24 protein-coding genes and 1 tRNA gene are annotated in these 22,208 nt (G+C 59.4%); 16 read left to right on the top strand and 9 right to left on the bottom strand.

The window, feature by feature from the left end:
• Positions 1–59 precede the first annotated feature (59 nt).
• The 7 genes from FGF54_RS10520 (at position 60) to FGF54_RS10490 (ending at position 5,318) form a co-directional block, all read left to right on the top strand.
• Positions 60–911: an SDR family oxidoreductase gene (locus FGF54_RS10520; protein WP_142780205.1), complete on the top strand. Its 852-nt coding sequence runs from the start codon at positions 60–62 to the stop codon at positions 909–911.
• Between the two features lie 56 nt (positions 912–967).
• Positions 968–1,432 (top strand): DUF2147 domain-containing protein, encoded by a 465-nt coding sequence (locus tag FGF54_RS10515; protein ID WP_142779617.1) that lies wholly within the window; start codon positions 968–970, stop codon positions 1,430–1,432.
• A gap of 170 nt (positions 1,433–1,602) precedes the next feature.
• Entirely contained in the window at positions 1,603–2,193 is a 591-nt protein-coding gene (locus FGF54_RS10510) for a class I SAM-dependent methyltransferase (RefSeq protein WP_210247433.1), read from the top strand.
• Positions 2,194–2,444: 251 nt separating this feature from the next.
• Positions 2,445–3,296, top strand: a complete 852-nt coding sequence (locus tag FGF54_RS10505) for an oxidoreductase (protein ID WP_142779616.1) — start codon at positions 2,445–2,447, stop codon at positions 3,294–3,296.
• Positions 3,297–3,310: 14 nt separating this feature from the next.
• Positions 3,311–3,565 (top strand): hypothetical protein, encoded by a 255-nt coding sequence (locus FGF54_RS10500; protein ID WP_104217321.1) that lies wholly within the window; start codon positions 3,311–3,313, stop codon positions 3,563–3,565.
• Entirely contained in the window at positions 3,565–4,599 is a 1,035-nt protein-coding gene (locus tag FGF54_RS10495) for an AraC family transcriptional regulator (protein WP_142780203.1), read from the top strand. Before FGF54_RS10500 ends, FGF54_RS10495 begins: the two co-directional genes overlap by 1 nt.
• Before the next feature lie 59 nt (positions 4,600–4,658).
• Complete coding sequence (locus FGF54_RS10490) at positions 4,659–5,318, top strand: hypothetical protein (RefSeq protein WP_104217319.1); 660 nt, start codon at positions 4,659–4,661, stop codon at positions 5,316–5,318.
• Positions 5,319–5,768: 450 nt separating this feature from the next.
• On the opposite strand, the gene FGF54_RS10485 is transcribed toward FGF54_RS10490, so the two are convergent.
• Positions 5,769–5,845 (bottom strand) — tRNA-Arg (locus tag FGF54_RS10485).
• Between the two features lie 521 nt (positions 5,846–6,366).
• On the opposite strand from FGF54_RS10485, the gene FGF54_RS10480 reads away from it, so the two are divergent.
• Both FGF54_RS10480 and FGF54_RS10475 read left to right on the top strand, forming a co-directional pair.
• A complete protein-coding gene (locus FGF54_RS10480) occupies positions 6,367–6,873 on the top strand; it encodes a MarR family winged helix-turn-helix transcriptional regulator (RefSeq protein WP_003520548.1) in 507 nt (168 codons plus the stop codon).
• 259 nt (positions 6,874–7,132) lie between these two features.
• The gene (locus FGF54_RS10475; protein ID WP_142779615.1) at positions 7,133–7,396 is read left to right on the top strand and encodes a hypothetical protein; all 264 of its coding nucleotides are present in this window, start codon (positions 7,133–7,135) and stop codon (positions 7,394–7,396) included.
• A 55-nt stretch (positions 7,397–7,451) separates the two neighbouring features.
• On the opposite strand, the gene FGF54_RS10470 is transcribed toward FGF54_RS10475, so the two are convergent.
• Both FGF54_RS10470 and FGF54_RS10465 read right to left on the bottom strand, forming a co-directional pair.
• Positions 7,452–7,916, bottom strand: coding sequence for a hypothetical protein (locus tag FGF54_RS10470; RefSeq protein ID WP_142779614.1), 465 nt, complete (start codon positions 7,914–7,916; stop codon positions 7,452–7,454).
• 71 nt (positions 7,917–7,987) lie between these two features.
• Complete coding sequence (locus tag FGF54_RS10465; RefSeq protein ID WP_020808912.1) at positions 7,988–8,992, bottom strand: LysR family transcriptional regulator; 1,005 nt, start codon at positions 8,990–8,992, stop codon at positions 7,988–7,990.
• A gap of 255 nt (positions 8,993–9,247) precedes the next feature.
• On the opposite strand from FGF54_RS10465, the gene chvE reads away from it, so the two are divergent.
• From chvE to araD1, 4 genes are all read left to right on the top strand, one after another.
• A complete protein-coding gene (gene chvE, locus FGF54_RS10460; protein WP_065655068.1) occupies positions 9,248–10,312 on the top strand; it encodes a sugar ABC transporter substrate-binding protein ChvE in 1,065 nt (354 codons plus the stop codon).
• Positions 10,313–10,402: 90 nt separating this feature from the next.
• A complete protein-coding gene (gene gguA / locus FGF54_RS10455) occupies positions 10,403–11,941 on the top strand; it encodes a sugar ABC transporter ATP-binding protein GguA (RefSeq protein WP_003520541.1) in 1,539 nt (512 codons plus the stop codon).
• Positions 11,938–13,134: a sugar ABC transporter permease GguB gene (gene gguB / locus FGF54_RS10450; protein ID WP_059754318.1), complete on the top strand. Its 1,197-nt coding sequence runs from the start codon at positions 11,938–11,940 to the stop codon at positions 13,132–13,134. The genes gguA and gguB overlap by 4 nt, the downstream gene beginning before the upstream one ends.
• A gap of 119 nt (positions 13,135–13,253) precedes the next feature.
• Positions 13,254–14,249 carry a 2-keto-3-deoxy-L-arabinonate dehydratase AraD1 gene (gene araD1 / locus FGF54_RS10445; RefSeq protein ID WP_168208058.1) on the top strand — a complete coding sequence of 332 codons (996 nt, stop codon included), beginning with the start codon at positions 13,254–13,256 and terminating at the stop codon, positions 14,247–14,249.
• 201 nt (positions 14,250–14,450) lie between these two features.
• Here the strand turns inward: araD1 and FGF54_RS10440 are convergent, their stop codons facing one another.
• The 6 genes from FGF54_RS10440 to FGF54_RS10415 all read right to left on the bottom strand — a co-directional run bounded on the left by FGF54_RS10440 (position 14,451) and on the right by FGF54_RS10415 (position 19,292).
• Positions 14,451–14,861 carry a VOC family protein gene (locus tag FGF54_RS10440; protein WP_142779612.1) on the bottom strand — a complete coding sequence of 137 codons (411 nt, stop codon included), beginning with the start codon at positions 14,859–14,861 and terminating at the stop codon, positions 14,451–14,453.
• Positions 14,862–14,911: 50 nt separating this feature from the next.
• Positions 14,912–15,376 (bottom strand): GNAT family N-acetyltransferase, encoded by a 465-nt coding sequence (locus FGF54_RS10435; RefSeq protein WP_142779611.1) that lies wholly within the window; start codon positions 15,374–15,376, stop codon positions 14,912–14,914.
• 117 nt (positions 15,377–15,493) lie between these two features.
• Positions 15,494–16,090: a bifunctional 2-polyprenyl-6-hydroxyphenol methylase/3-demethylubiquinol 3-O-methyltransferase UbiG gene (locus tag FGF54_RS10430; protein ID WP_142779610.1), complete on the bottom strand. Its 597-nt coding sequence runs from the start codon at positions 16,088–16,090 to the stop codon at positions 15,494–15,496.
• 4 nt (positions 16,091–16,094) lie between these two features.
• Positions 16,095–16,916 carry a transglutaminase family protein gene (locus FGF54_RS10425; protein WP_003520534.1) on the bottom strand — a complete coding sequence of 274 codons (822 nt, stop codon included), beginning with the start codon at positions 16,914–16,916 and terminating at the stop codon, positions 16,095–16,097.
• A gap of 21 nt (positions 16,917–16,937) precedes the next feature.
• On the bottom strand, positions 16,938–17,879 hold the full coding sequence (locus FGF54_RS10420) for an alpha-E domain-containing protein (RefSeq protein WP_059754302.1): 942 nt from the start codon (positions 17,877–17,879) through the stop codon (positions 16,938–16,940).
• A 3-nt stretch (positions 17,880–17,882) separates the two neighbouring features.
• On the bottom strand, positions 17,883–19,292 hold the full coding sequence (locus FGF54_RS10415; protein ID WP_168208057.1) for a circularly permuted type 2 ATP-grasp protein: 1,410 nt from the start codon (positions 19,290–19,292) through the stop codon (positions 17,883–17,885).
• Between the two features lie 443 nt (positions 19,293–19,735).
• Between FGF54_RS10415 and FGF54_RS10410 the strand changes: the two genes are divergently transcribed.
• The 3 genes from FGF54_RS10410 to FGF54_RS10400 all read left to right on the top strand — a co-directional run bounded on the left by FGF54_RS10410 (position 19,736) and on the right by FGF54_RS10400 (position 22,052).
• Positions 19,736–20,632 (top strand): DMT family transporter, encoded by an 897-nt coding sequence (locus FGF54_RS10410; RefSeq protein WP_020811451.1) that lies wholly within the window; start codon positions 19,736–19,738, stop codon positions 20,630–20,632.
• Between the two features lie 171 nt (positions 20,633–20,803).
• Positions 20,804–21,421, top strand: coding sequence for a L,D-transpeptidase (locus FGF54_RS10405; RefSeq protein ID WP_003520529.1), 618 nt, complete (start codon positions 20,804–20,806; stop codon positions 21,419–21,421).
• A gap of 241 nt (positions 21,422–21,662) precedes the next feature.
• Complete coding sequence (locus tag FGF54_RS10400) at positions 21,663–22,052, top strand: DoxX family protein (RefSeq protein ID WP_031234117.1); 390 nt, start codon at positions 21,663–21,665, stop codon at positions 22,050–22,052.
• Positions 22,053–22,208: the final 156 nt, after the last annotated feature.

The following is a 22,208-nucleotide window of genomic DNA, read 5'->3' as shown; positions in this document are numbered from 1 at the left end:
GCTTCCGCCTGGTCCGCCTGCCATTCTTGTTGGCGTTGTTAGCAACAAGGATCAACAGCATGCCGGAAAAAATCTGGTTCATTACAGGTGCGTCCAGGGGCTTCGGCCGCATCTGGGCCGAAGCTGCACTAAAACGTGGCGACAAGGTTGCCGCCACAGCCCGCAACACGGAGAGCCTCTCGGAACTCGCCAGCCGTTTCGGCGATCACGTATTGCCCCTTCCGCTCGACGTCACCGATGCCGATGGCGTCAGGCAAGCCGTTGCAGACGCGCACCGGTACTTCGGACGGCTGGACATTGTCCTCAACAATGCCGGCTATGCATTGGTCGGTGCGATCGAGGAAATCGATGAAGGGGATCTTCGCGCCGAGCTGGACACTAATGTGTTCGGAATGCTCCGCGTCATCCAGGCGTCTCTTCCCTATCTACGGGCGCAGGGGAACGGTCACATCGTCAGCGTTTCCAGCGTGGCAGGCATCGTCGCAAATCCGATCGCAGGCGCCTACAACATGTCCAAATGGGCGGTGGAAGCGATGCACGAGGCGCTTGCCCAGGAGGTCGAAGGCTTCGGCATCAAGGTGACGCTGATCGAGCCCGGCGCTTACGCCACGGACTTTGCCAGCGCAACTTCCCTCAGGATTTCAGAAGGCCTTGAGGCTTATGCGCCGCTGCGGGAGCAAGCCTTCGCCGCCGGAGCGAAGATGGAATTCGGCGATCCGCGTGCGACGGCCGCAGCCATCCTTAAGCTGGTGGATGAGCAAACCCCGCCATTGCGGTTTTTCCTCGGCACCGAAGGTCTGCCGGTGGCACGCGCCGCCTATTCGGCGCGGCTTTCGACCTGGGAGGCATGGGAGGCCGAATCCAACGCCGCTCAAGGCAACGGCAAACAGCATGCCATTGCGGCGCTGTAAGAGCCGATCGACCACAAACATTCAGGCCATACGGCCAAGTACCGAGGATTACTAAAATGCGCACATTGACGGCATCCCGCCGATCGCTGCTTCTCGCGGCGTTTGCCATGACAAGCTTGGCCGCAACTGGCCCCGCACTCGCTCAACAGACATCGCAAAACTCCATACTGGGCAGATGGGCGGCAGATGACGGCAGCGTAAAGCTCGAGATGTTCAAAGCGGGCGCGGAGTTCCGGGCGCACCTTCTCTTCGGCAACGAGATCATGGAGAGCGATAATACGACCTTCAAGAAAGACGCCAAGAACCCTGATCCTGCGTTGCGAAGCCGCTCGCTCCAAAACATCGTTTTCATTCAGGGACTAAAGTGGGATGGCGGCCAATGGAGCGGAGGCTTGCTTTATGACGCCTCGTCGGGAAGGACCTATCGGTGCAATGTCGAGATGAGGGGCAGCAAGATGCTGCTCAGAGGCTATCTAGGCATCTCGCTTCTGGGGCAGACCAAAGAATTTCATCGCTATTGAAGCTACGCTGCTCCCACGTCGCCACCGCCAACGCGAGGGCGACAGGCCGTTTTCTCTGGAAGCCGAAACTGACCGCTGCGTCCACTCGAGAGACTACATCACTGCGAGTTTACAAGGCGTTCACTTGCGCACCTTACTTCAACCTGCCGGAGACTTATTTGCAAAGCGATATGCTGACGTTTCTCAAATCCTGGGCGGCTAAGCCGCTTCAGGTGGCTGCCATTGCACCGTCGGGCCGCGCGCTTGCCGATCTGATGACCCGTGACATTGGCCCATTGACGGGGCCCGTGATCGAACTTGGCCCTGGTACGGGGGTATTTACCAGTGCTCTTCTGGCCCGCGGTGTGGCTTTACACGACCTTACTCTGATCGAGTACGGCTCCGCGTTCGCCGATCTCCTCGGTTCGCGATTTCCCGGCGCGCGGGTGATCCAGATGGATGCAGCCCGGCTTAAGGGTGTTTGCTTCGACGAGCCACAAATGATCGGTGCCGTGGTCAGCGGACTTCCGCTTCTCAGCATGCCGCCTCGCAAAGTCATGGCAATCCTTGCGGGGGCGTTCTGGCATCTGCGAGCCGGCGGCGCATTCTATCAGTTCACCTACGGCCCGCGCTGCCCTGTATCACGCCCGATCCTCGATCGGCTCGGCCTCAAGGCGAGCTTCGTCGGTAAGACAATGCAGAACGTACCGCCTGCCGCGGTCTATCGTATTGTCCGCCGCGCTCCTCTGAGCGCTCTACTCCCTGCTGCGACACTTGGCTAACGGTGTGGCCCGCTCGGCTATCGCCGTTTCTGCGCTCGATAATGGCTCTATGAGACAGCATTCGCTGACAGGCATCTTACTGCGCGCCGCAGAGCGAGTGCTTCGCGCCAATATCTTGGCGCAATGAGCAAGTTTTGTGGCATACTGCGCCAATGTGATGGCGTGTCGTCTTCGCTATTTGATGTCCATAAGACATTACCGCCTTGGAACGGCGGCAAAAGCAATCGGTTCAAACAAAAGGAACGACGCACATGGCCACCAAAGTTGCACTCGTCACCGGCGCTTCGTCTGGTATCGGCGAATCCACCGCTCTCAAGCTCAAGGAGCTTGGCTACATAGTCTACGGCGCGGCCCGCCGCGTTGACCGGATGCAGCATTTGACGAAGTCCGATATCCGGATCCTCGCGATGGACGTCACCGATGACGCCTCCATGCAGGCTGGGATCGACACGATCATTGCCGAGGCGGGCCGCATCGACGTTCTCGTCAACAATGCCGGTTACGGCTCCTACGGCGCGATCGAAGACGTACCGATGGAAGAGGCGCGCGCCCAGTTCGACGTCAACGTCTTCGGTGCGGTGCGGCTGATCCAGCTCGCTTTGCCGCATATGCGGGCAAAGCGTTCGGGCACTATCATCAACATCACCTCGATGGGCGGCAAGATCCACACGCCGCTTGGCGCCTGGTATCACGGCACGAAGTTCGCCTTGGAGGCGATCAGCGACTGCCTGCGCATGGAAGTACAGCCCTTCGGCATCGACGTCGTCGTGATCGAACCCGGCGGTATCAAGACCGAATGGGCCGGCATTGCCGCCGACAAGCTCAAACAAACGTCCGGTCACGGCCCTTACGCCGTGCAGGCCAACGCCATGGCGCAATCCATGATCGGCGAAGCCAGCGTCAAGCGCCAGTCTCCGCCGCAAATCATCGCCGACACGATCGCAAAGGCGGTGACTGCGCCAAAGCCCAAGACCCGCTATGCGATCGGCTTTGGGGCCAAGCCCATGATCTTCATGCGCGGCATCCTGTCCGATCGCGCCTTCGACGGCATGATGCGGATGGCGACCGGCATCGCCAAGGCCATGAAGAGCCAGAAAGTCTAGTCGGAGTGTCCTTGATGCGCGATATTCTGAAGAACGACATCGATGACGCCCGGGTCGCTTCAGCGGGAGTTGATACGCAGGACATCATTAATCCGGCCACCTGCCCGGTGACGAGTCGACTGCGAGCGGCTCAGGTGATCCTGAATGGCGCTCAGGCTCGCTCTTGCGGTGCCTTTCCGTTGGTTGAAAGCAATCCGGCAACGGCCGCCGCCAGGCTTGGCGAGTTTGAAGAATATCTGGAGACGAAGGCGATCGTAGGAGGTCGATGATGGTGCAGGTCGACAAATGCAAGGTCCCGCAAGCGTTCTGGCGGGCGGCTGAGCAGTTCGGTGTCCCGCCCGCCGCGCTGTTGCGGCAGGCCCGGCTGCCGGCAACGCTTCATCTAGGCGCACAGGCCTTCGTCACCACGGCGCAATATTTTGCACTGATGCAGGCAATAGCGGACCTGTCAGGCGACCCCGCGCTTGGCATCCGGATGGTGCAATCGGTCGATACGGCGGTTCATCCGCCGTCGAGCCTCGCTGCCTTCTATGCCCGCGACTATCGCGACGGGCTGACCCGGCTCGCGCGGTTCAAGCGCCTGTGCACGCCGGAGCAATTGCAGATTGTCGAGGCTAATGGAGATTGCATCATATCCGCAGAATGGCCCTTCGCCATCGCAGCAGAACCCGGCATCTCCGTCGATATTACGTTCGCCACGTTGGTGGAGCTGGGAAGGCGCGCTACCGGGCGCGCCATCGTGCCACGACGGTTGGATCTAACCCGACCGGGACCGGTGGGCGCCATTTATGCGGACTATTTCGGCTGCCCAATCCGCACCGAGGCTCCGCGCAACCTTCTGGTACTCGACACCGCCGACCTCGATCTTCCGTTCCCGGGACACAATCCCGAGATGCTCGAGATGCTGACCCCGGCGCTGAGCGCGGCGCTCGGTGAGTTGGAAGCGCAAAGCTCCATTTCTGAACAGGTGAAGATCGTGCTGAAGCGCAGCCTTGCGAGCGGCCAGCCTAGCCTTTCCGACGTGGCGAAGCAACTGGGCATGAGCGATCGAACCCTCCAGCGTCGCATCACAGAAGAAGGCTCGACCTTCCGTGACTTGCTGTCAGAAGCGCGCCGGCATCTGGGTCGCCATCTCTTGATCGACCCGGCTACGGACATCGATGAAGTGGCCTGCCTGCTCGGCTATCAGGACACCACATCCTTCTACCGCGCATTCCGGGAATGGGAAGGTATGCCGCCGAACCGCTGGCGCGAATCGAACATGAAGAGGCCTCACGCGCCTGAAACAGCCGGTCTCCATTGACGCGGTGAAGCCGCGCGGGAGGGGCATGATTGTAATCCTCTTGGAAAAGGAGCAGCCAGATGACCCGTCGCATCCTGATTGCCGGTAGCACCGGATTGGTGGGCGGCCTCGTTGGCACACGGCTGGCTGGCAGACCCGACGTTGATCTTATCCGCCTCGTACGAAAAGGGGCGTCCGACCATGCTATCGATTTCGAGCGGCTTTGCCAGGAGCCCGCAGGCGTATTGGAGTCGGTCGCGCCTGACGGCTTCGATATCGCTATCTCCTGCCTGGGAACGACGATAGCCACGGCCGGCTCGCAAGCCGCGATGTTCCGCGTTGATCACGACTATGTTCTCGCGGTCGCTCAAGGTGCGAGAGCGCTCGGCGCGCGCCAGTTCATCCTCGTGACCGCGGCAGGGGCCGGCGGACCGGGATTCTATCTTCAGACCAAGGTCAAGATCGAACAATCCGTCGCGGCTCTCGGCTTCAAACGGGTCGATATTATCCGCCCCGGCTTCCTACTCGGCACACGCGGCGAGCGGCGAGTGTTGGAAGCGATTGGCCAAAGGATTTTCGCAGTGCTCACGCCGATACTGGTTGGCCCATTGTCGCGGTACGGCGCTATCCCCGCAGATACCGTGGCCGATGCAATCGTCACACTCATCGGACAGGCGGCATCCGGTTATAACATTCATGAGAATAATGACCTGCGCCGACTCGCGGCACCAGCGCGCTGAAAATTATTCGATCCACTTTCGATGGAACGGCGCCCATTTCAGGGATCAGCTCCTGCCACCAAACGAGGATGACGTCTGCTGGCAACAGTTGGCCCCCAATACCCACAGTCGAGGTCGATCGGATCAAAGAGCATAATCGGCGGTATGTAGCTGACCGCGTGAGATTCGAACAAAGACGCCGACGTAATCGGCTGATGCTTGGCTACTTCACAAGCAATGTCGGCTTTTGGGAGGTCTCAAGTGTCCGTCGAACGGCCGGAATGAGGACACATTCCCGCCATACTAGGCCGCAACGTATTCTTGTGACAATCACTCGACCGAAAGCGATTCGAACTTTTCCGCCGCCGAATGCCGCCGTTCCTACGCTCTTTCCCGCGATCCGACCCCTGCCAGACATAAAGGCGTAGGTTCGGAGGCTATGGCGTACTGCGGAGGGTAATCGGCGGAATTTGGCGCACCCGACAGGATTCGAACCTGTGACCTTTGGAATCGGAATCCAACACTCTATCCAGCTGAGCTACGGGTGCAGCGGTCACGCTTGAATCGCGTGCAGCGGTTGGTTCATACCCCAGCTTTGTTTTCGCATCAATGTCTAAAAATCAGAGATTTGCGAAACGTTGCCTGTTTTTGGGCGGAGCCCGGCGTGGGGGCTGTTTTGGGGTGGTCGTGGGCCCCTTGTGCGATGGCGGGGCGATGCGTCGTTTGACGTATTGTCTTTTTGCCGCAATAGGGTTTCCCTTATAAGTAGTATGTTATTGCCGGGTCGGACCGCTGTTTTGCCGCTTTCACGAAGAGACGGTCGGATGAGGGCAACGCCTTTCAAATACGGCGCGGGAGGCGATTTTATCCCCTCAAAATTGGCGGGTAAATAGTCATACTTTTTTTGTTCGCCGGGTGGCGATCCGGAGTCCGAGTTTGCTTTGCCGGCGATTAACTGTCAAATTATTATACAATATTAGTATCATCTACATTTATTTAGGATACAGTTTCGTGACGTTGTCGGTTATGATTTCGACAAGGTAAAGGAACGAATCAGGCGGGGGATCGGATGGCTTTGCGATTGGCACACAGCAACGGGCCGCGGACGGAAAAGGCCGAAAGCGGCAGCGCGGAAGCGGCGCATATCACGGCTATCGACTATGGGTTGCTGACGACTGCGATCAGCTATCATTTGCGGCACTCGCAACTTGCCGTGGCAAACGGTTTTGCCGATGTGCTGGCGGAGCAGGGATTGCGGCCGGCCGATTTTTCCGTTCTCGTCATCGTCGGCGGCAATCCGGGTCTCAAGCAGAGCGATGTGGCGGAAGCGCTCGGCATACAGCGCGCCAATTTCGTCGCCATCGTCGACAGCATGGAAGAGAAGGGACTGCTCGTCCGCCGCAAATCGGAAGAGGACAGGCGCGTCCATTTCCTCGACATGACGGAGGAGGGCAGCAGCCTTCTCGACCGGCTTTCCAACACCTGGCGGGATCGTGAGGAAAAGCTGATCGACAGGATCGGCGGCAAGAAGGCCCGCGACCAGCTGCTGGCGCTGCTCGGGCGCCTGCGCGACTGACCTTCGGCGAGAGCGGGGGCAATCCAGGCACGGGCCGCCGCAGGGTGCTGCCTGTGACGCAGATGTTCCGTCTTGCCATTGCCTGCGGCACCGGCGACGGTCTTCCTGCGCTGGTCTTTCACGCCAGCCTGATCGGCAGCGGGGCTGAATTGCGTTGCAATTTGCCTGTGAAACCGCCAAGACGCATAAGCATCTTCACGCCTTTGGGTGTGGAACCGCAATCATGCGATCGACTGGAAAGGCCCGGGACGGGAACGCCATGCTGAATATCGATACGAGTCATCCGCTTTATCGTCCCCTGTGGGTCCGGTTGCTCATCGTCGGCTTTTGCGCCGCATGGGCCGTCATCGAATTCGTCAATCGCGAGTTTTTCTGGGGAACCATCGTTGCCGGCATCGGGGCCTATGCGGCCTATGAATTGCTGCTGAAGTTCAAACCCGCAAGCGATGCTCCCAAAAGCGGAAATGGCGCGGATGAGCCTGCCGCCGAAAGCGCGCCCACCGACAAGAACGATTCGGGCTGAAGCGCCTCCTGTCTTTCGTTTCATGTATTTTGCGAGATAAGGCCGTCCGGCACTTTTACCGGAAATGCTCCCGCGCCCGCAGCATCCGTATCGCCTGGTCGATCAGGAGATTGGCCGCTGTCATGCGCAGCGTCGCATTGTGCCGGAACTGCGGTTTCACCCGGTCGGGATGATTGAGGCGGGCAAAGGCGCGGCGCTTTTCCGCAAGCGTTGCGGCCGTATCGGTGTCGTGGATCGCCAGTTCCGCCGAAACATCGGCAAGCGACGTCTTTTCGAGATGGGCCGGCATCGGTTCCGGTTCGGGCGGTTGCGCGGGGTCGGCCAGGAAGGCGAGATAGGCATCGAGATTGCCGTTCGCGGGCGGCGGCGTTTCAATATGTGTATCGATGACAAAGCCCGAGCTGAAACCGGCAATGCGGTGACCGGCGGGCGGTGGCGGCTCCGCGCCTTCCTCTTCCGTTTCTTTTTCGTGTTTCAGCCTGTCGACGACCGACTGGAAAACGGATTGTCCGAAGAGCATGCGGCTTTTCCCTCGCCGGTCTGACTATCCGGCCTTTATGGATCATGAAGGTGGTGTCTGGCTTGCCGCCGTCACGGGCCGGTCAGTTTGCGGCTTTCATCCAGAACCAGATCGTAGAGGAGGCGGGCGCTGGGCGGCAAAACGCGACCCTTGGTGGTGATGATGCTGTATGGCTTTACGACGAGTTCGAAATCCGTCGGCAATATCCGGGTTCGGCCGATATCGGCCTGCTGGCCGGCAACGAATTCGGCCATGTCCTGCGCGATTGGGGCGATGGCATCCGTGTTGCAGACAAGCGCAAGGGTGAGCACCACGGATGGCGTGTTGATGACGTTGCGGGGCATGGCGACGCCGTGGGTGAGGAACACATCCTCCATGGTTCTGCGCAAAAGCGCGCCGGGCGGCTGGAAGACCCAGTCGTAACCGGAGAGATCCTGCAGGGTCACGGGCTCGCCGCGAAGCAGCGGGTGGCCTTCGCGCACCACCAGACAGGCGCGCTCTATGCCGATTTCATGGATGGAAAAGAGGCCGGGGTCGAAATCGTCCGGTATCCGGCCGATGATGAAATCGTGCCGGGCCGCCAGCAGTTCGCGGGCCAGCACGTTGCTGCTTTCCACCTGCACGTTGATTTCGATGCCGGGATAGGTGTCCATGGCGCGCCTTATGGCGGGAACCACGAGGCTGATCGCCGGCGCGGTGACGGCGCCGATATAGACCGAGCCGCCGCTGCCGGATTTCATCTGGTTCAGCTCGCGGCTTGCCTCGCGCAGTTCCAGCAATATGGTGCGCGCCCGCCGCGCCAGCGCCTCGCCGAATTTCGTCAGCACCACGCCGCGCGAGGCCCGCTGACAAAGGGGTGATTTGACGATCGCCTCCATTTCCGAGAGCATGCGCGAGGCTGCGGGCTGCGTCATGTTCATGGCGGCGGCGGCCGCGCTGACCTGCCCGTGCTCCTCGATCATGACCAGCATGCGCAGGTGGCTCATCTTCAATCCGGCCCGCAGCAAAGGGTTGTCCTCAAAGACGAAAAGGGCATCCGTTGTTTGCGCCTGCTCATACACTTTTTGGTTGTTCATCCGTGGTTTTATACCCCTCATCGGTTTTTGTATCGATTTAATATATCATAATTGATATATGGAAACTGATTTATTCTATTTGACAGTTATATGGATTCAGAACAATTTGCGGAATGCCGGGGAGGAGCGGCAGCTGTTCTGTTTCGCAATTGCGAAATCGGAATGAGCGCAATGCGGCTTCTTCCTCTGACGGCATGAATTTCATGGTGCACCGCAGCACGCGGGCTCCAGAGAAGGGCTCAAGGGAGAGAGTTAATGAAGTCCATTATTTCGCTGATGGCAGCTTGTGCCATCGGTGCTGCTTCTTTCGCAGTGCCGGCTTTCGCACAGGACAAGGGTTCCGTTGGTATCGCCATGCCGACCAAGTCGTCCGCACGCTGGATCGACGACGGCAACAACATCGTGAAGCAGCTGCAGGAAGCCGGTTACACGACCGACCTGCAATATGCCGATGACGATATTCCGAACCAGCTTTCCCAGATCGAAAACATGGTCACCAAGGGCGTCAAGGTCCTCGTGATCGCATCGATCGACGGCACGACGCTGTCGGACGTTCTGAAGCAGGCCGGCGAGCAGGGCATCAAGGTCATCGCTTATGACCGCCTGATCCGCAACAGCGGCGACGTCAGCTACTACGCCACCTTCGACAACTTCCAGGTTGGCGTTCTGCAGGCGACTTCGATCGTCGACAAGCTCGGCCTGAAGGATGGCAAGGGCCCGTTCAACATCGAGCTCTTCGGCGGCTCCCCGGACGACAACAACGCCTTCTTCTTCTATGACGGCGCGATGTCGGTTCTCCAGCCTTACATCGACAGCGGCAAGCTCGTCGTGAAGTCCGGCCAGACCGGCATGGACAAGGTCGGTACGCTGCGTTGGGACCCGGCAACGGCCCAGGCCCGCATGGACAACCTGCTGTCGGCCTATTACACCGACGCGAAGGTTGACGCCGTTCTGTCGCCTTACGACGGTCTCTCCATCGGCATCATCTCCTCGCTGAAGGGCGTTGGTTATGGCACGAAGGACCAGCCGCTGCCGGTCGTTTCCGGTCAGGACGCTGAAGTTCCCTCCGTCAAGTCGATCATTGCCGGCGAGCAGTATTCCACCATCTTCAAGGACACCCGCGAACTCGCCAAGGTGACCGTGAACATGGTCAACGCCGTGATGGAAGGCAAGGAGCCTGAGGTAAACGACACCAAGACCTATGAAAATGGCGTCAAGGTCGTTCCGTCCTACCTGCTGAAGCCGGTTGCAGTGACCAAGGAGAACTACAAGCAGGTTCTCGTCGATGGCGGTTACTACAAGGAAGACCAGCTGAAATAAGCTCGACACACATGCGGGGATGACTTGGCGTCATCCCCGTTTTTCCATAAAAATAAAAACGCCGGAATTAATCGGGCGCTGGATTGCGATATGGCCAATACCATTCTCGAAATGCGGAACATCACCAAGACGTTTCCGGGCGTGAAAGCGCTTGAGAACGTCAACCTCAAGGTTAAAGAGGGTGAGATCCACGCACTCGTCGGTGAGAACGGCGCGGGGAAGTCGACCTTGATGAAGGTCCTTTCCGGTGTTTACCCCGCCGGCACCTATGAGGGCGAAATCCACTATGAAGGCGCTGTGCGGAATTTTCGCGCCATCAACGACAGTGAAGATATTGGTATCATCATCATTCACCAGGAACTGGCGCTCGTGCCGCTCCTGTCGATTGCGGAAAACATCTTCCTTGGCAACGAGGTCGCTTCGAGCGGCGTCATCAGCTGGCAGCAGACCTTCAACCGTACCCGCGAACTTTTAAAGAAGGTGGGCCTGAAGGAATCGCCGGAGACGCTGATCACCGATATCGGTGTGGGCAAGCAGCAGCTCGTCGAAATCGCCAAGGCGCTGTCGAAGAGCGTGAAGCTGCTCATTCTCGATGAGCCGACGGCTTCGCTCAACGAAAGCGACTCCGAGGCGCTGCTGAACCTGCTGATGGAATTCCGCAAGCAGGGCATGACCTCGATCATCATCACCCACAAGCTGAACGAAGTGCGCAAGGTGGCCGACCAGATCACCGTTTTGCGCGACGGCATGACGGTGAAGACGCTCGACTGTCATCAGGAAGAAATCAGCGAGGATGTCATCATCCGCAACATGGTGGGGCGCGATCTCGAGGATCGTTATCCGCCGCGCGACGTGCCGATCGGCGAGACCATTCTCGAAGTGAAGAACTGGAACGCCTATCACCAGCAGCACCGCGACCGCCAGGTTCTGCACGACATCAACGTTACCGTGCGCAAGGGCGAAGTCGTCGGCATTGCCGGTCTGATGGGTGCCGGGCGCACCGAATTCGCCATGAGCGTGTTCGGCAAGTCCTATGGCCACAAGATCAGCGGCGAAGTGCTGATCGACGGCAAGCCGGTCGATGTCAGCACCGTGCGCAAGGCCATCGATGCCGGTCTGGCCTATGTCACGGAAGACCGCAAGCATCTCGGTCTCGTGCTCAACGACAACATTCTGCACAATACCACGCTTGCCAATCTGGCCGGCGTGTCGAGTGCCAGCATCATCGACGACATCAAGGAAATGAAGGTGGCGAGCGATTTTCGCACGCGCCTGCGCATCCGCTCGTCGGGGATTTTTCAGGAAACGGTCAATCTTTCGGGCGGCAACCAGCAGAAGGTCGTGCTCTCCAAGTGGCTGTTCTCCAATCCCGACGTGCTGATCCTCGATGAACCGACCCGCGGTATCGATGTCGGCGCGAAATACGAAATCTACACCATCATCAACCAGCTCGCTGCCGACGGCAAAGGCGTTCTGATGATCTCATCGGAAATGCCCGAACTGCTCGGCAATTGCGACCGCATCTACGTCATGAACGAAGGCCGCATCGTCGCTGAATTGCCGAAGGGAGAGGCGAGCCAGGAAAGCATCATGCGCGCTATCATGCGCTCAGGGGAGAAGAACTCATGAGTTCGGCAAACACAACAAACGAAGAAAGTAACGTCATCTCGGTCGGGTCGTATATTCGCTCCAATATCCGCGAATACGGCATGCTGATCGCGCTCGTCGCCATCATGGTTTTCTTCCAATTCTACACCGGCGGCATCCTGTTCCGCCCTGTGAACCTGACCAACCTCATCCTGCAGAACTCGTTCATCGTCATCATGGCGCTGGGCATGCTGCTCGTCATCGTGGCCGGGCATATCGACCTTTCGGTCGGCTCCATCGTTGCCTTTGTCGGCGCGATCGCGGCCATATTGACCGTGCAATGGGGCATGAATCCGTTCCTTGCGGCGCTGATTTGTCTCGTCATCGGCGGTATCATCGGTGCTGCACAGGGTTACTGGATCGCCTATCACCGCATCCCGTCCTTCATCGTGACGCTGGCGGGCATGCTGGTGTTCCGCGGCCTGACGCTGTTCGTGCTCGGCGGCAAGAACATCGGTCCGTTCCCGACCGATTTCCAGATCATCAGCACCGGCTTCCTGCCCGATATCGGCGGCATTGAAGGTCTCAACACCACCTCGATGATCCTGACGGTGCTGATTACGGTCGTGCTGTTCTATCTCGCATGGCGTCGTCGCGTCGTGAACGTGAAGCACGGTATCGATGTCGAGCCTTTCGGTTTCTTCATCGCCCAGAATCTGCTGATCTCGGCCGCGATCCTGTTCCTCGGCTACCAGCTTTCCACCTATCGCGGCCTGCCCAACGTGCTGATCGTGATGCTTGTTCTCGTTGCACTCTATAGCTTCGTGACCCGCCGCACCACTATCGGTCGTCGCATCTACGCCATGGGCGGCAACGAAAAGGCGACCAAGCTTTCCGGTATCAATACCGAACGCCTGAGCTTCCTCACCTTCGTCAACATGGGTGTGCTGGCCGGTCTTGCCGGCATGATCATCGCGACCCGCCTCAACTCGGCGACGCCGAAGGCGGGCGTGGGCTTCGAGCTTGATGTGATCGCGGCCTGCTTCATCGGCGGCGCTTCGGCATCCGGCGGCGTTGGCAAGATCACCGGTGCGGTCATCGGCGCCTTCATCATGGGCGTCATGAACAACGGCATGTCGATCGTCGGCCTCGGCATCGACTTCCAGCAGATGGTCAAGGGCCTCGTGCTGCTCGCCGCCGTGTTCTTCGACGTTTACAACAAGAACAAGGGCTGATTGCCCAACCCACATAGCAAGTCAAAAAAGTGGCCGGTTTCCGGCCACTTTCATAAGGTGCAGGCGTTATGCGCCGCTTAGAAGAGACAAGGCGCGTTGCGCCGGAGGAAGGAAATCCCGTGCTTATTTCACAGATCAAGGATGCAAGTGGCAAGATCACCGTAGCCGTTCGCGAAGAAGGCGGGCAGGCGCAGGCCGTCAAGGGTGCGGCGTCGGTTTATGCGCTCGCCATGGAAGCCGCCAATGGCGGCAAGAGCCTTGCCGATGTCATTTCCGCCCATGGTCTCGGCGATGCCGTCGATCTCGAAAAGGCCTATGTCGAAGGCCGTTTCCTGCCGCCGATCACCCATCCCGACCCCGCGCATCTGCATCTGACCGGCACGGGCCTTACCCATCTGGGTTCGGCCGCGACCCGCGACAGCATGCACAAGAAGACCACGGAAGCGGCGGAAGAAAGCCTGACGGACTCCATGAAGATGTTCCGCATGGGTCTCGAAAACGGCAAGCCGAAGGCCGGTGAAATGGGCGTTCAGCCCGAATGGTTCTACAAGGGCAACGGCCATGTGGCGGCAGCACCGGGTGCTGCGCTCACCTCTCCCTCCTTCGCGCTGGATGGTGGCGAAGAGCCGGAAATGGCCGGCATCTACGTGATCTCCGAAAAGGGCGAAGCGGTGCGCATCGGTTTTGCCGTCTCGAACGAGTTTTCCGATCACGTCACCGAGCGGATCAACTATCTCTACCTCGCCCATTCCAAGCTGCGCCCGGCAAGCTTCGGCCCGGAAATCCGCGTCGGCGCCCCGCCGTCCGATATTCGCGGCACCTCGCGCATCCGTCGCGGCGATAAGGTCATCTTTGAAAAGCCGTTCGTTTCGGGTGAGGACAACATGTCCCACACCTTTGCGAACCTCGAATATCACCACTTCAAATATGGCCTGTTCCGCGCACCCGGCGACGTGCATGTGCACATGTTCGGCACCGCGACGCTCTCCTTCGCAGAAGGCATCAAGCCGGAAGCGGGCGACGTCTTCGAGATCGAAGCCGCCGGTTTCGGCCTGCCGCTGAAGAACCCGCTGGCCGTGGATGCGGAAGAAGAGATCACGGTTCGGCAGATCTGATCTGCGGACTGCGCGTGAAAAATGGTCGGGGGTGGGGCATCCCTCCCTCGACGTCATCCTCGGGCTTGTCCCGAGGATCTGCGATCGATCGATTTTACGCGACGTGGATAGATCCTCGGGACGAGCCCGAAGGATGACGCAAGATGATAGCTTTTCATCCCGTTATCCCTTAGCGCGTCGGGCAACTTTCAGGCGCTTCCCTCACCCGAACCCCCAAAGCTTGCCTTCCCCAACCTCCACCGAATTACCAGCCGGATCGCGGATATAGACGGAATAGCTGTCATTCGGCCAGCGATGATAATGTTCGATGGGAATTCCGAGCGCTTCGAAGTGGGCCTTCCAGCCGTCCACCTCCGACTTGTCCCTGGCGTAAAAGCAGAAATGACCTTGCCCCACCGCGCCGTGGCGGGGGATCGGATTGTCGGGGCCGGCGCGGCGGGATTGCTCGGGGTCGAAGAGCAGCAGCATCTGCTGCCCGCATCGGAAGAAGATGAATTGCCCCGGCAGCCTGCGTACCACTTCCAGCCCGAAAACATCCCGGTAAAAGGCTTCGGCGGCGTCGAGATCGTCGGTGTAGAGCGCGGTTTCCATAATGGCGGTTGGCGGTTGCATGGTTCCTCCCGGCGTTTCAGGGGTTTCCGGCGGCGGATCGCGGCGGAAACCTATTTGCCTGTTGTGTAGGTCAGCACCGTCAGGTCGTATTTGCCGACGCCACGTTCCAGAACGGTCCAGCCGCAGTTGACATAATAGTCTTCGAGACCCCGCTGGCAGCAGAGATAGCTGGTCTCGTGGCCAAGTTCGGCCGCCCTTTGCGTCGCGGCCTGCATCAAGGCTCGCGCCACGCCCGAGCGCCTGCGGTCTTCTTCCACCCACAGGGCTGCGACCCAGGGCAGATATTGCGGACGCTCTTCCAGGTCGCAATGGATGAGGAAGGCGGAGCCGACATATGTGCTGCGGTCATGGGCGACGAAGCCGGTGGGCAGCACATGGGGGTTGGTCATGTCCTTCAGGTGCCCGGCGACGTCGCCCACCTGAAGGCCGCTATCCTGCCACCATGCCGTCCAGACCCGTTCGGCGATGACGGGGCCATGCGACTGGCAGTCGCGATAGTCGGAAATGCTGTACAAGGCCGTCTCCCGGCCGGCTTTCCTCCCGCAGGCTGAAGCCGGATCATGCTTTCAAATCGATGCGGGGATTAAACCGGGTGGGACGGGGTTTCGCAACCGTCAAGTTGTCGCGCCGGATCAGGGTTTCGTTGCCGTCACATGCAGCCATGCGGTCGCGAGCTGGTCGTAACCGCTGCCCTGCCTCGCCTCTATCTCCACCGCCGCCCAGTCAAACCGTCCGTAAACGTCTTCCAGCCAGGGCTTCGAAGGGTAATTGTAATAACGGCCGAACATGTCCCGGCCTTCCGCTTCTCCTGCCTTGAAGCTTGCATAAAAGACGCCGCCCTTCCTCAGCGCGGTGTGGATGCGGCCGATAATGCCCGGCAGGGCAGGGCGAGGCACATGCAGCAGGCAGGCATTGGCCCAGACGCCGTCATATCGCGCACTCTCGTCGATATTCTCGAACAGCAATGTCCGGACGGGAATGCCGAGCCGGGCTTGCGCCGCTTTGGCGATTTCAGGCGTTCCGTCGGTGGGGTGGACATCGTAACCGGCGGCCAGCATGAATTCGCTGTCCTGTCCACCGCCGCATCCCAGTTCGAGAATGCTTGCACCCTCTTGCAGCCGCGCCAGGAATGTTTCCAGATGCGGGCGATCCGCCGCCTGCCCGCGCGAGGTATAGGCCGCAGCGTTACCCGTATAAAAGCCGATTGTGTCGTCGTCCCTGCCGGCCATCGTCTCAGCTTTGCGACTGGCTCTGGCCCTGCGATTGCTGCACGGTGACCGACACATTCAGGGTCTCACCGGCGGGGCCGATGCGCATGCCCGATATCGGCGCGCAATCGCGGTAGCAGAGGCCCGATGCGATGCGCACATAGCGGTCGTCGGGGCAGATATTGTTGGCGGCGTCGAAACCCACCCAGCCCAGCCCCTGAAGATGCACTTCGGCCCAGGCATGGGTGGCCGTCTGTTCCTCCACCTCTTCCATCATCAGATAACCGGAAACGTAACGGGCCGGCAGGCCCATCAGCCGGGCGGCGGAAATCAGGATATGGGCGTGGTCCTGGCAGACGCCCTTGCCCGCTTCCAGCGCCGTTTCCGCCGTGGTTTCGATATCGGTCGCGCCGGGCACATACTCCACCTTGCGGTGAATATTTTCCATGAGGTCGTGCAGGCGGGCCAGCTCGCTGTCGCCGGCGCTCACCTTCACCAGTTCGCGCACGAGCTTTCCCGGTTTGGTGCGCGGCGTCTCGCGCAGGAAAAGCCACAGTGGCGCATTGCCGATGTGGTAACCGAACACGCCGGCCTTGTCCTCGGTGTTCACGGTGCCGCTCGCCACCACCTTCACCCGCTGCTGCGGGCCTTCCGTTTCCACCAGCGCAACGCGGTTGCCGAAATGGTCGTCATAGGTCACTTCGACGGTGGCGCCATCGACCGAGACATCCCAGTTCTCCACCGTCTGGCCCGGGCCGGTCTGCGGCGTCAGGCGCAGCCGCTGCAACGCATAGGGCATCGGCTCGTCATAGACATATTCCGTCGTATGGGTGATTTTCAGACGCATAAGCTGTCCCCGTCCACGCGCTTATTGATAAAAGCGGTAGCCTTCCGTGATTTCCTGTCCCAATTGTCCGTTGCGGTTGACAAATCTCTCCAGAAATTCGTGCAAGCCTTCATCCATCACCCGGCTGATGGTGGTCGCGCGCAGGCTGTCGCGAATGCTCTCGGCCGTGTCGTGCGCCTTGTGCCTCTCGCTGTAATCCTCGGCGATGTAATTGAGGTTGCTGGCGATCTTTTCATAACAATAGGCCAGCGAGCGCGGCATGCGGCCATTGAGAATGAGAAAGTCGGCAATGTTGGAGGGCTTGTATTCCGCATCGTAGACCCAGCCATAAGAGCGGTGCGCCGAGACCGAACGCAGGATGGATTCCCACTGCGCATTGTCGAGCGAGGAGCCGACATGCGCCACCGCCGGCAGCAGCACGTAATATTTCACGTCCAGAATGCGGGCGGTGTTATCGGCGCGCTCGATGAAAGTCCCGATGCGGGAGAAATTATAGAGATCGTTGCGCAGCATCGAACCGTGGAAGGCGCCGCGCACCAGACCGGCGCGATGCTTGATGACATCGATGGTCTGCGGCAGTTCGGCATGATTGAGCTTGCGGCCGAGGATGTTTTTCAGCTCGATCCAGAATTCGTTGGTGGCTTCCCATGTCTCGCGCGTCAGCGCCGTGCGGACCATGCGGGCATTGTTGCGGCCTGCCTCGATGCACGACATGACGCTGGACGGGTTTGCCTTGTCCCGCAGGAGGTAATCGATCGCATTGGCCGCCGTTACCTTCTCGCGCGTTTCGAGAAAGGCTTCATGAACGCCCGCACTTTGCAACACGCCGTCCCAGTCCTCATCGCCGCTGCCGCTGCGCGTCAATGAAACGCGCAGGCCCGCATCGATCAGCCGGGCGATGTTTTCAGCGCGCTCGATGTACCGGAACATCCAGTAGAGCCCGTTTGCCGTTCTGCCCAGCATGGCTTAATCCTCCAGTACCCAGGTATCCTTGGTGCCGCCGCCCTGGCTGGAATTGACCACCAGCGAGCCCTTTTTCAGCGCCACGCGGGTCAGGCCGCCGGGAATGATCTGCACCTTGTCCGAGACGAGCACATAGGGGCGCAGATCGACATGGCGCGGCGCGATGCCGTTCTTCACCATGATCGGCACGGTGGACAGCGACAGCGTCGGCTGCGCAATGTAGTTGGAGGGGCGGGCTTTCAGCTTGTCCGCAAACAGCGCCCGTTCCTTTTTCGTCGCCGTGGGACCCACCAGCATGCCGTAACCGCCCGAACCGTGAACTTCCTTGACGACGAGGTCGGCGAGGTTGTCCAGCACATATTTCAGGCTGTCCGGCTCCGAACAGCGCCAGGTCGGCACGTTTTCCAGAAGCGGCTTGCGGCCGGTATAGAACTCGACGATTTCTGGCATGTAGGAATAAATCGCCTTGTCGTCGGAAATGCCGGTGCCGGGGGCATTGGCGATGGTGATGTTGCCGGCGCGGTAGACATCCATGATGCCGGGCACGCCGAGCGCCGAATCCGGCCGGAAGGTCAGCGGATCGAGGAAGTCGTCGTCGACGCGGCGGTAAAGCACGTCGATGGCCTCATAACCGCGGGTGGTGCGCATCTTGACCTTGCCGTCCATGACGCGCAGGTCGGAGCCTTCCACCAGCTCCACGCCCATCATGTCGGCGAGGAAGGAATGTTCGTAATAGGCGGAATTGTAGATGCCGGGCGTCAGCACCGCGACGCGCGGCTTGCCGGAACAGCCGGGCGGGGCGAGCGAGGCGAGCGACTGGCGCAGCAGATAGGGGTAGTCTTCCACCCGCCGCACCCGGTTCTCATGGAAGAGTTCCGGGAACATCTGCATCATCGTCTCGCGGTTTTCCAGCATATAGCTGACACCGGAGGGCGTGCGGGCATTGTCTTCCAGAACGTAGAACTGGTCTTCGCCGGTGCGGACGATATCCGTGCCGACAATATGGGTGTAGACGCCGCCGGGCGGGGTAAAACCGATCATTTCCGGCAGGAAGGCTTCGTTTTTCTCGATGATTTCGCGGGGGATGCGGCCGGCGCGGATGATTTCCTGCTTATGGTAGATATCGTCGAGGAAAGCATTGAGGGCGAGGACGCGTTGTTCGATGCCCTGGGCCAGTTTACGCCACTCCCGTCCGGAGATGATGCGCGGGATGATATCGAAGGGGATCAGTTTTTCTGAACTGTCGGCATGGCCGTAAACTGCGAAAGTAATACCGGTTTTTCGAAAGATGTTTTCCGCGTCTTTTGATTTCTGGATCAGGTGCGCCCTGTCCTGTCGGCTGTACCACTCGTTATAGTTTTCATATGGGCTTCGCGGCGTGTCGTCCGCATTTATCATTTCGTCAAATGCCAACTTCGATGTCCCCTTTTTTGCCATATGAATACAACGCCAAATGCAATGCAAGAACTATGCGGAGCTCCTTGCGAAGATTTTTCACCACTCTAGAGTTTTAAAAAAGAAGCGTTTTTTCGGTTTCAGCCTATAAATGCGGCATTGGCAAATTGGTTGCGCGGGGATGAGGCGCGTATTGGGGTGGCGGTGCTGTGTGCGCCGTGGGCGAATGCATAAATTTTAGTCGGTCGCTTTCGGTTGATGAATATCGGGCGTCGCATCAGAAAATCTGAAAGATGCGATCACGAAAACGCCTTTGACCTTTCGTCGGGATGCGGATACCGCCTTGCTGAATGCCCGGTTCGATCCTTCGCCGGTTTGCGTGAAGCCGCAGAAATATCAATTCGCCGCCTTTCCCGCGCCGTGTCAGGTTACGGGCATCGTGCGGCACAGGGGATGTTCCCATGTCGCTCGACCGTCTGGCTCCGGCCATCTTCGTCTTTCTCTGGTCGACCGGCTGGGTCACCGCCAAATATGCGGTCTATTATACCGGACCGCTGACCTTTCTCTGTCTGCGCTATCTGTTGGCGGGGGCGCTGCTGTGGGCAATCTGCCGCTTTTCTTCCATCCAGTGGCCTGAGCGGCGTGCCGATCTCTTCCGGGCGATCCTGTCCGGCGTTTTCCTGCACGGTCTTTATCTCGGCATGATCTGGTGGGCGATAGGGCAGGGTGTGCCGGCGGCGATCGGCGGCATCATCGCCGGTCTGCAGCCGCTGATGACGGCGGTGGCCGCCCGCTACATGATCGGCGAAAGGATCTCGCCCTTGCAGCGCGCCGGCCTGCTCATCGGCTTTGCCGGCATCGCCATTGCCGTGCTGCCGAAAGTCATGGCCACCGGTGCTGTTGGCCTGTCGGTGCCGCTCTACGCCGTGGCGGTGAATGTGCTGGGCATGACTTCGGTTACCTATGGCACGCTCTACCAGAAGAAATATGTCCATGGTGGAAACATCATGGCGGTGGCCACGCTGCAATATGTCGGTGCGCTGCTGGTCACCGTGCCCTTCGCGCTTCTGCTGGAGGATGGGCATGTGGACTGGAGCCTCGGCCTTGCCGCCACGCTTGCCTGGTCGGTGGGTGCGATCTCCATCGGCGCCGTGGCGTTGCTTCTTTATCTCATCCGACGCGGGCAGGTCTCGCGGGCCGCCTCGCTGATCTATCTCGTGCCGCCGCTTGCGGCGGTGGAAGCAGCACTGCTTTTCGGCGAAACGCTGACACCCGCCATGATTGCCGGTACCGTTCTGGCGGTGACGGGGGTTTATCTCGCCAATCGCAGACCTGCCGCAGCGGTTGTCGCACGTTAGAGCGTTTTTTGAGTAGCGAAAGCGCTCTAACTCTTTGTTTTGCCGCATTTCCGGACGGAAAACCGGGCTCCACTTTTCCTGGAAATGCTCTAATTACCACAACCTCATATTAGGGGTTTGTTAACCATAAAATTATACCTCTCGTTAATCCAAAGATTTGGCGGGGGTTACATGTCTATTTCACGTCGTGGTGTTCTGTTCGGATTGCCGCTGTTTCTGGCCGGCTGCGCGAATACCGGCATCGGCCAGCAGAGGCTGAATTATGCGGCAAAGCCGGAAGAGAAATTCCCGCTTCCCGCCATGCATCTCGACAAGGTCAAGCCGGAACTGCGCCGGCAGGAAGTCACCTACGATACCAGGCACCCGGCCGGAACGGTTGTGGTGGATACGCCGGCGCGGCGGCTTTATTACGTTATGGGCGATGGTCGCGCCATGCGTTACGGCGTCGGTGTCGGCCGGCAGGGTCTTGCGCTGAAGGGCGATGCCTATATCGGCCGCAAGGCGGAATGGCCGTCCTGGACGCCGACCGCGAACATGATGCGCCGCGATCCGCGCAATCTGAAATTCGCCGGCGGTATGGCGGGCGGCCCGAACAATCCGCTCGGCGCACGCGCGCTCTATCTCTATCGCGGCGGCAACGACACCATGTTCCGTCTGCACGGCACCAACCAGCCGCAATCCATCGGCCATGCCATGTCGAGCGGCTGCATCCGCATGCTGAACCACGACATCATCGATCTTTACAGCCGCGTGCCGGTCGGTTCGAAGGTCGTCGTCTTGCAGGCGTGAGGAAGAGGCGGATTTTTCCGCCTTTGCCACGCCAGAAAATGCCTGTATCCTTGAGTTGATTTTTTCGGCAGACGGTCAATTTTATGCTTGAAAATCAACCATGTGTAGAATGCCTCCCTTTCTGTATTTAAGGGAGTTCTGCTATATCGGAAACGTGATTTCCGGTGTTCGAGACGTGTATCCATAAAGGCATAAATGCACTGTATCGAGCGCGGCACCACTTCAACGGGGACACATGAACATGGCAACTTTCGACTCTCTCTCCCGCTATCGCCCGCAGGCACTCGGGGCGCTGCGCATCATGACGGCGCTGCTTTTCATGGCGCATGGAACGCAGAAGCTGTTCGGCTTTCCGGCGTCGCAGATGGAAGGCTCGCTGCCGACCCTGATGCTTGTAGCCGCACTGCTGGAATTCGTCGGCGGCATTCTCGTGCTGATCGGCCTGTTCACACGACCCGTCGCTTTCATCCTGTCCGGCCAGATGGCGGTCGCCTATTTCATGGCGCATGCGCCGAGCAATTTCTTCCCGGCCCTGAACGGTGGCGACGCCGCCATCCTGTTCTGCTTCATCTTCCTCTATCTGTTCGTTGCCGGTCCGGGCGCCTTCTCGGTGGATGAGCGCCGGGCCTGATTGCCCGACCCGTCATCGATCTCTTTTGCAGAAGCTCCGCATGGTCACGCCGTGCGGAGCTTTTTTTAGAGAATGATCGAAACTTCGGCCGTGGCCGAAGCATAGATGCTTGTTTTCGGGTTAAGAACGGGTCATCCTGAACGTAGTTGGAAAATC

The organism is Agrobacterium sp. T29 (assembly GCF_006970545.1).
Taxonomy (GTDB): Bacteria; Pseudomonadota; Alphaproteobacteria; order Rhizobiales; family Rhizobiaceae; genus Agrobacterium; species Agrobacterium leguminum.
The sequence above is the reverse complement of the archived record's forward strand: the minus strand, read 5'-3'. Positions and strand labels throughout refer to the sequence as shown.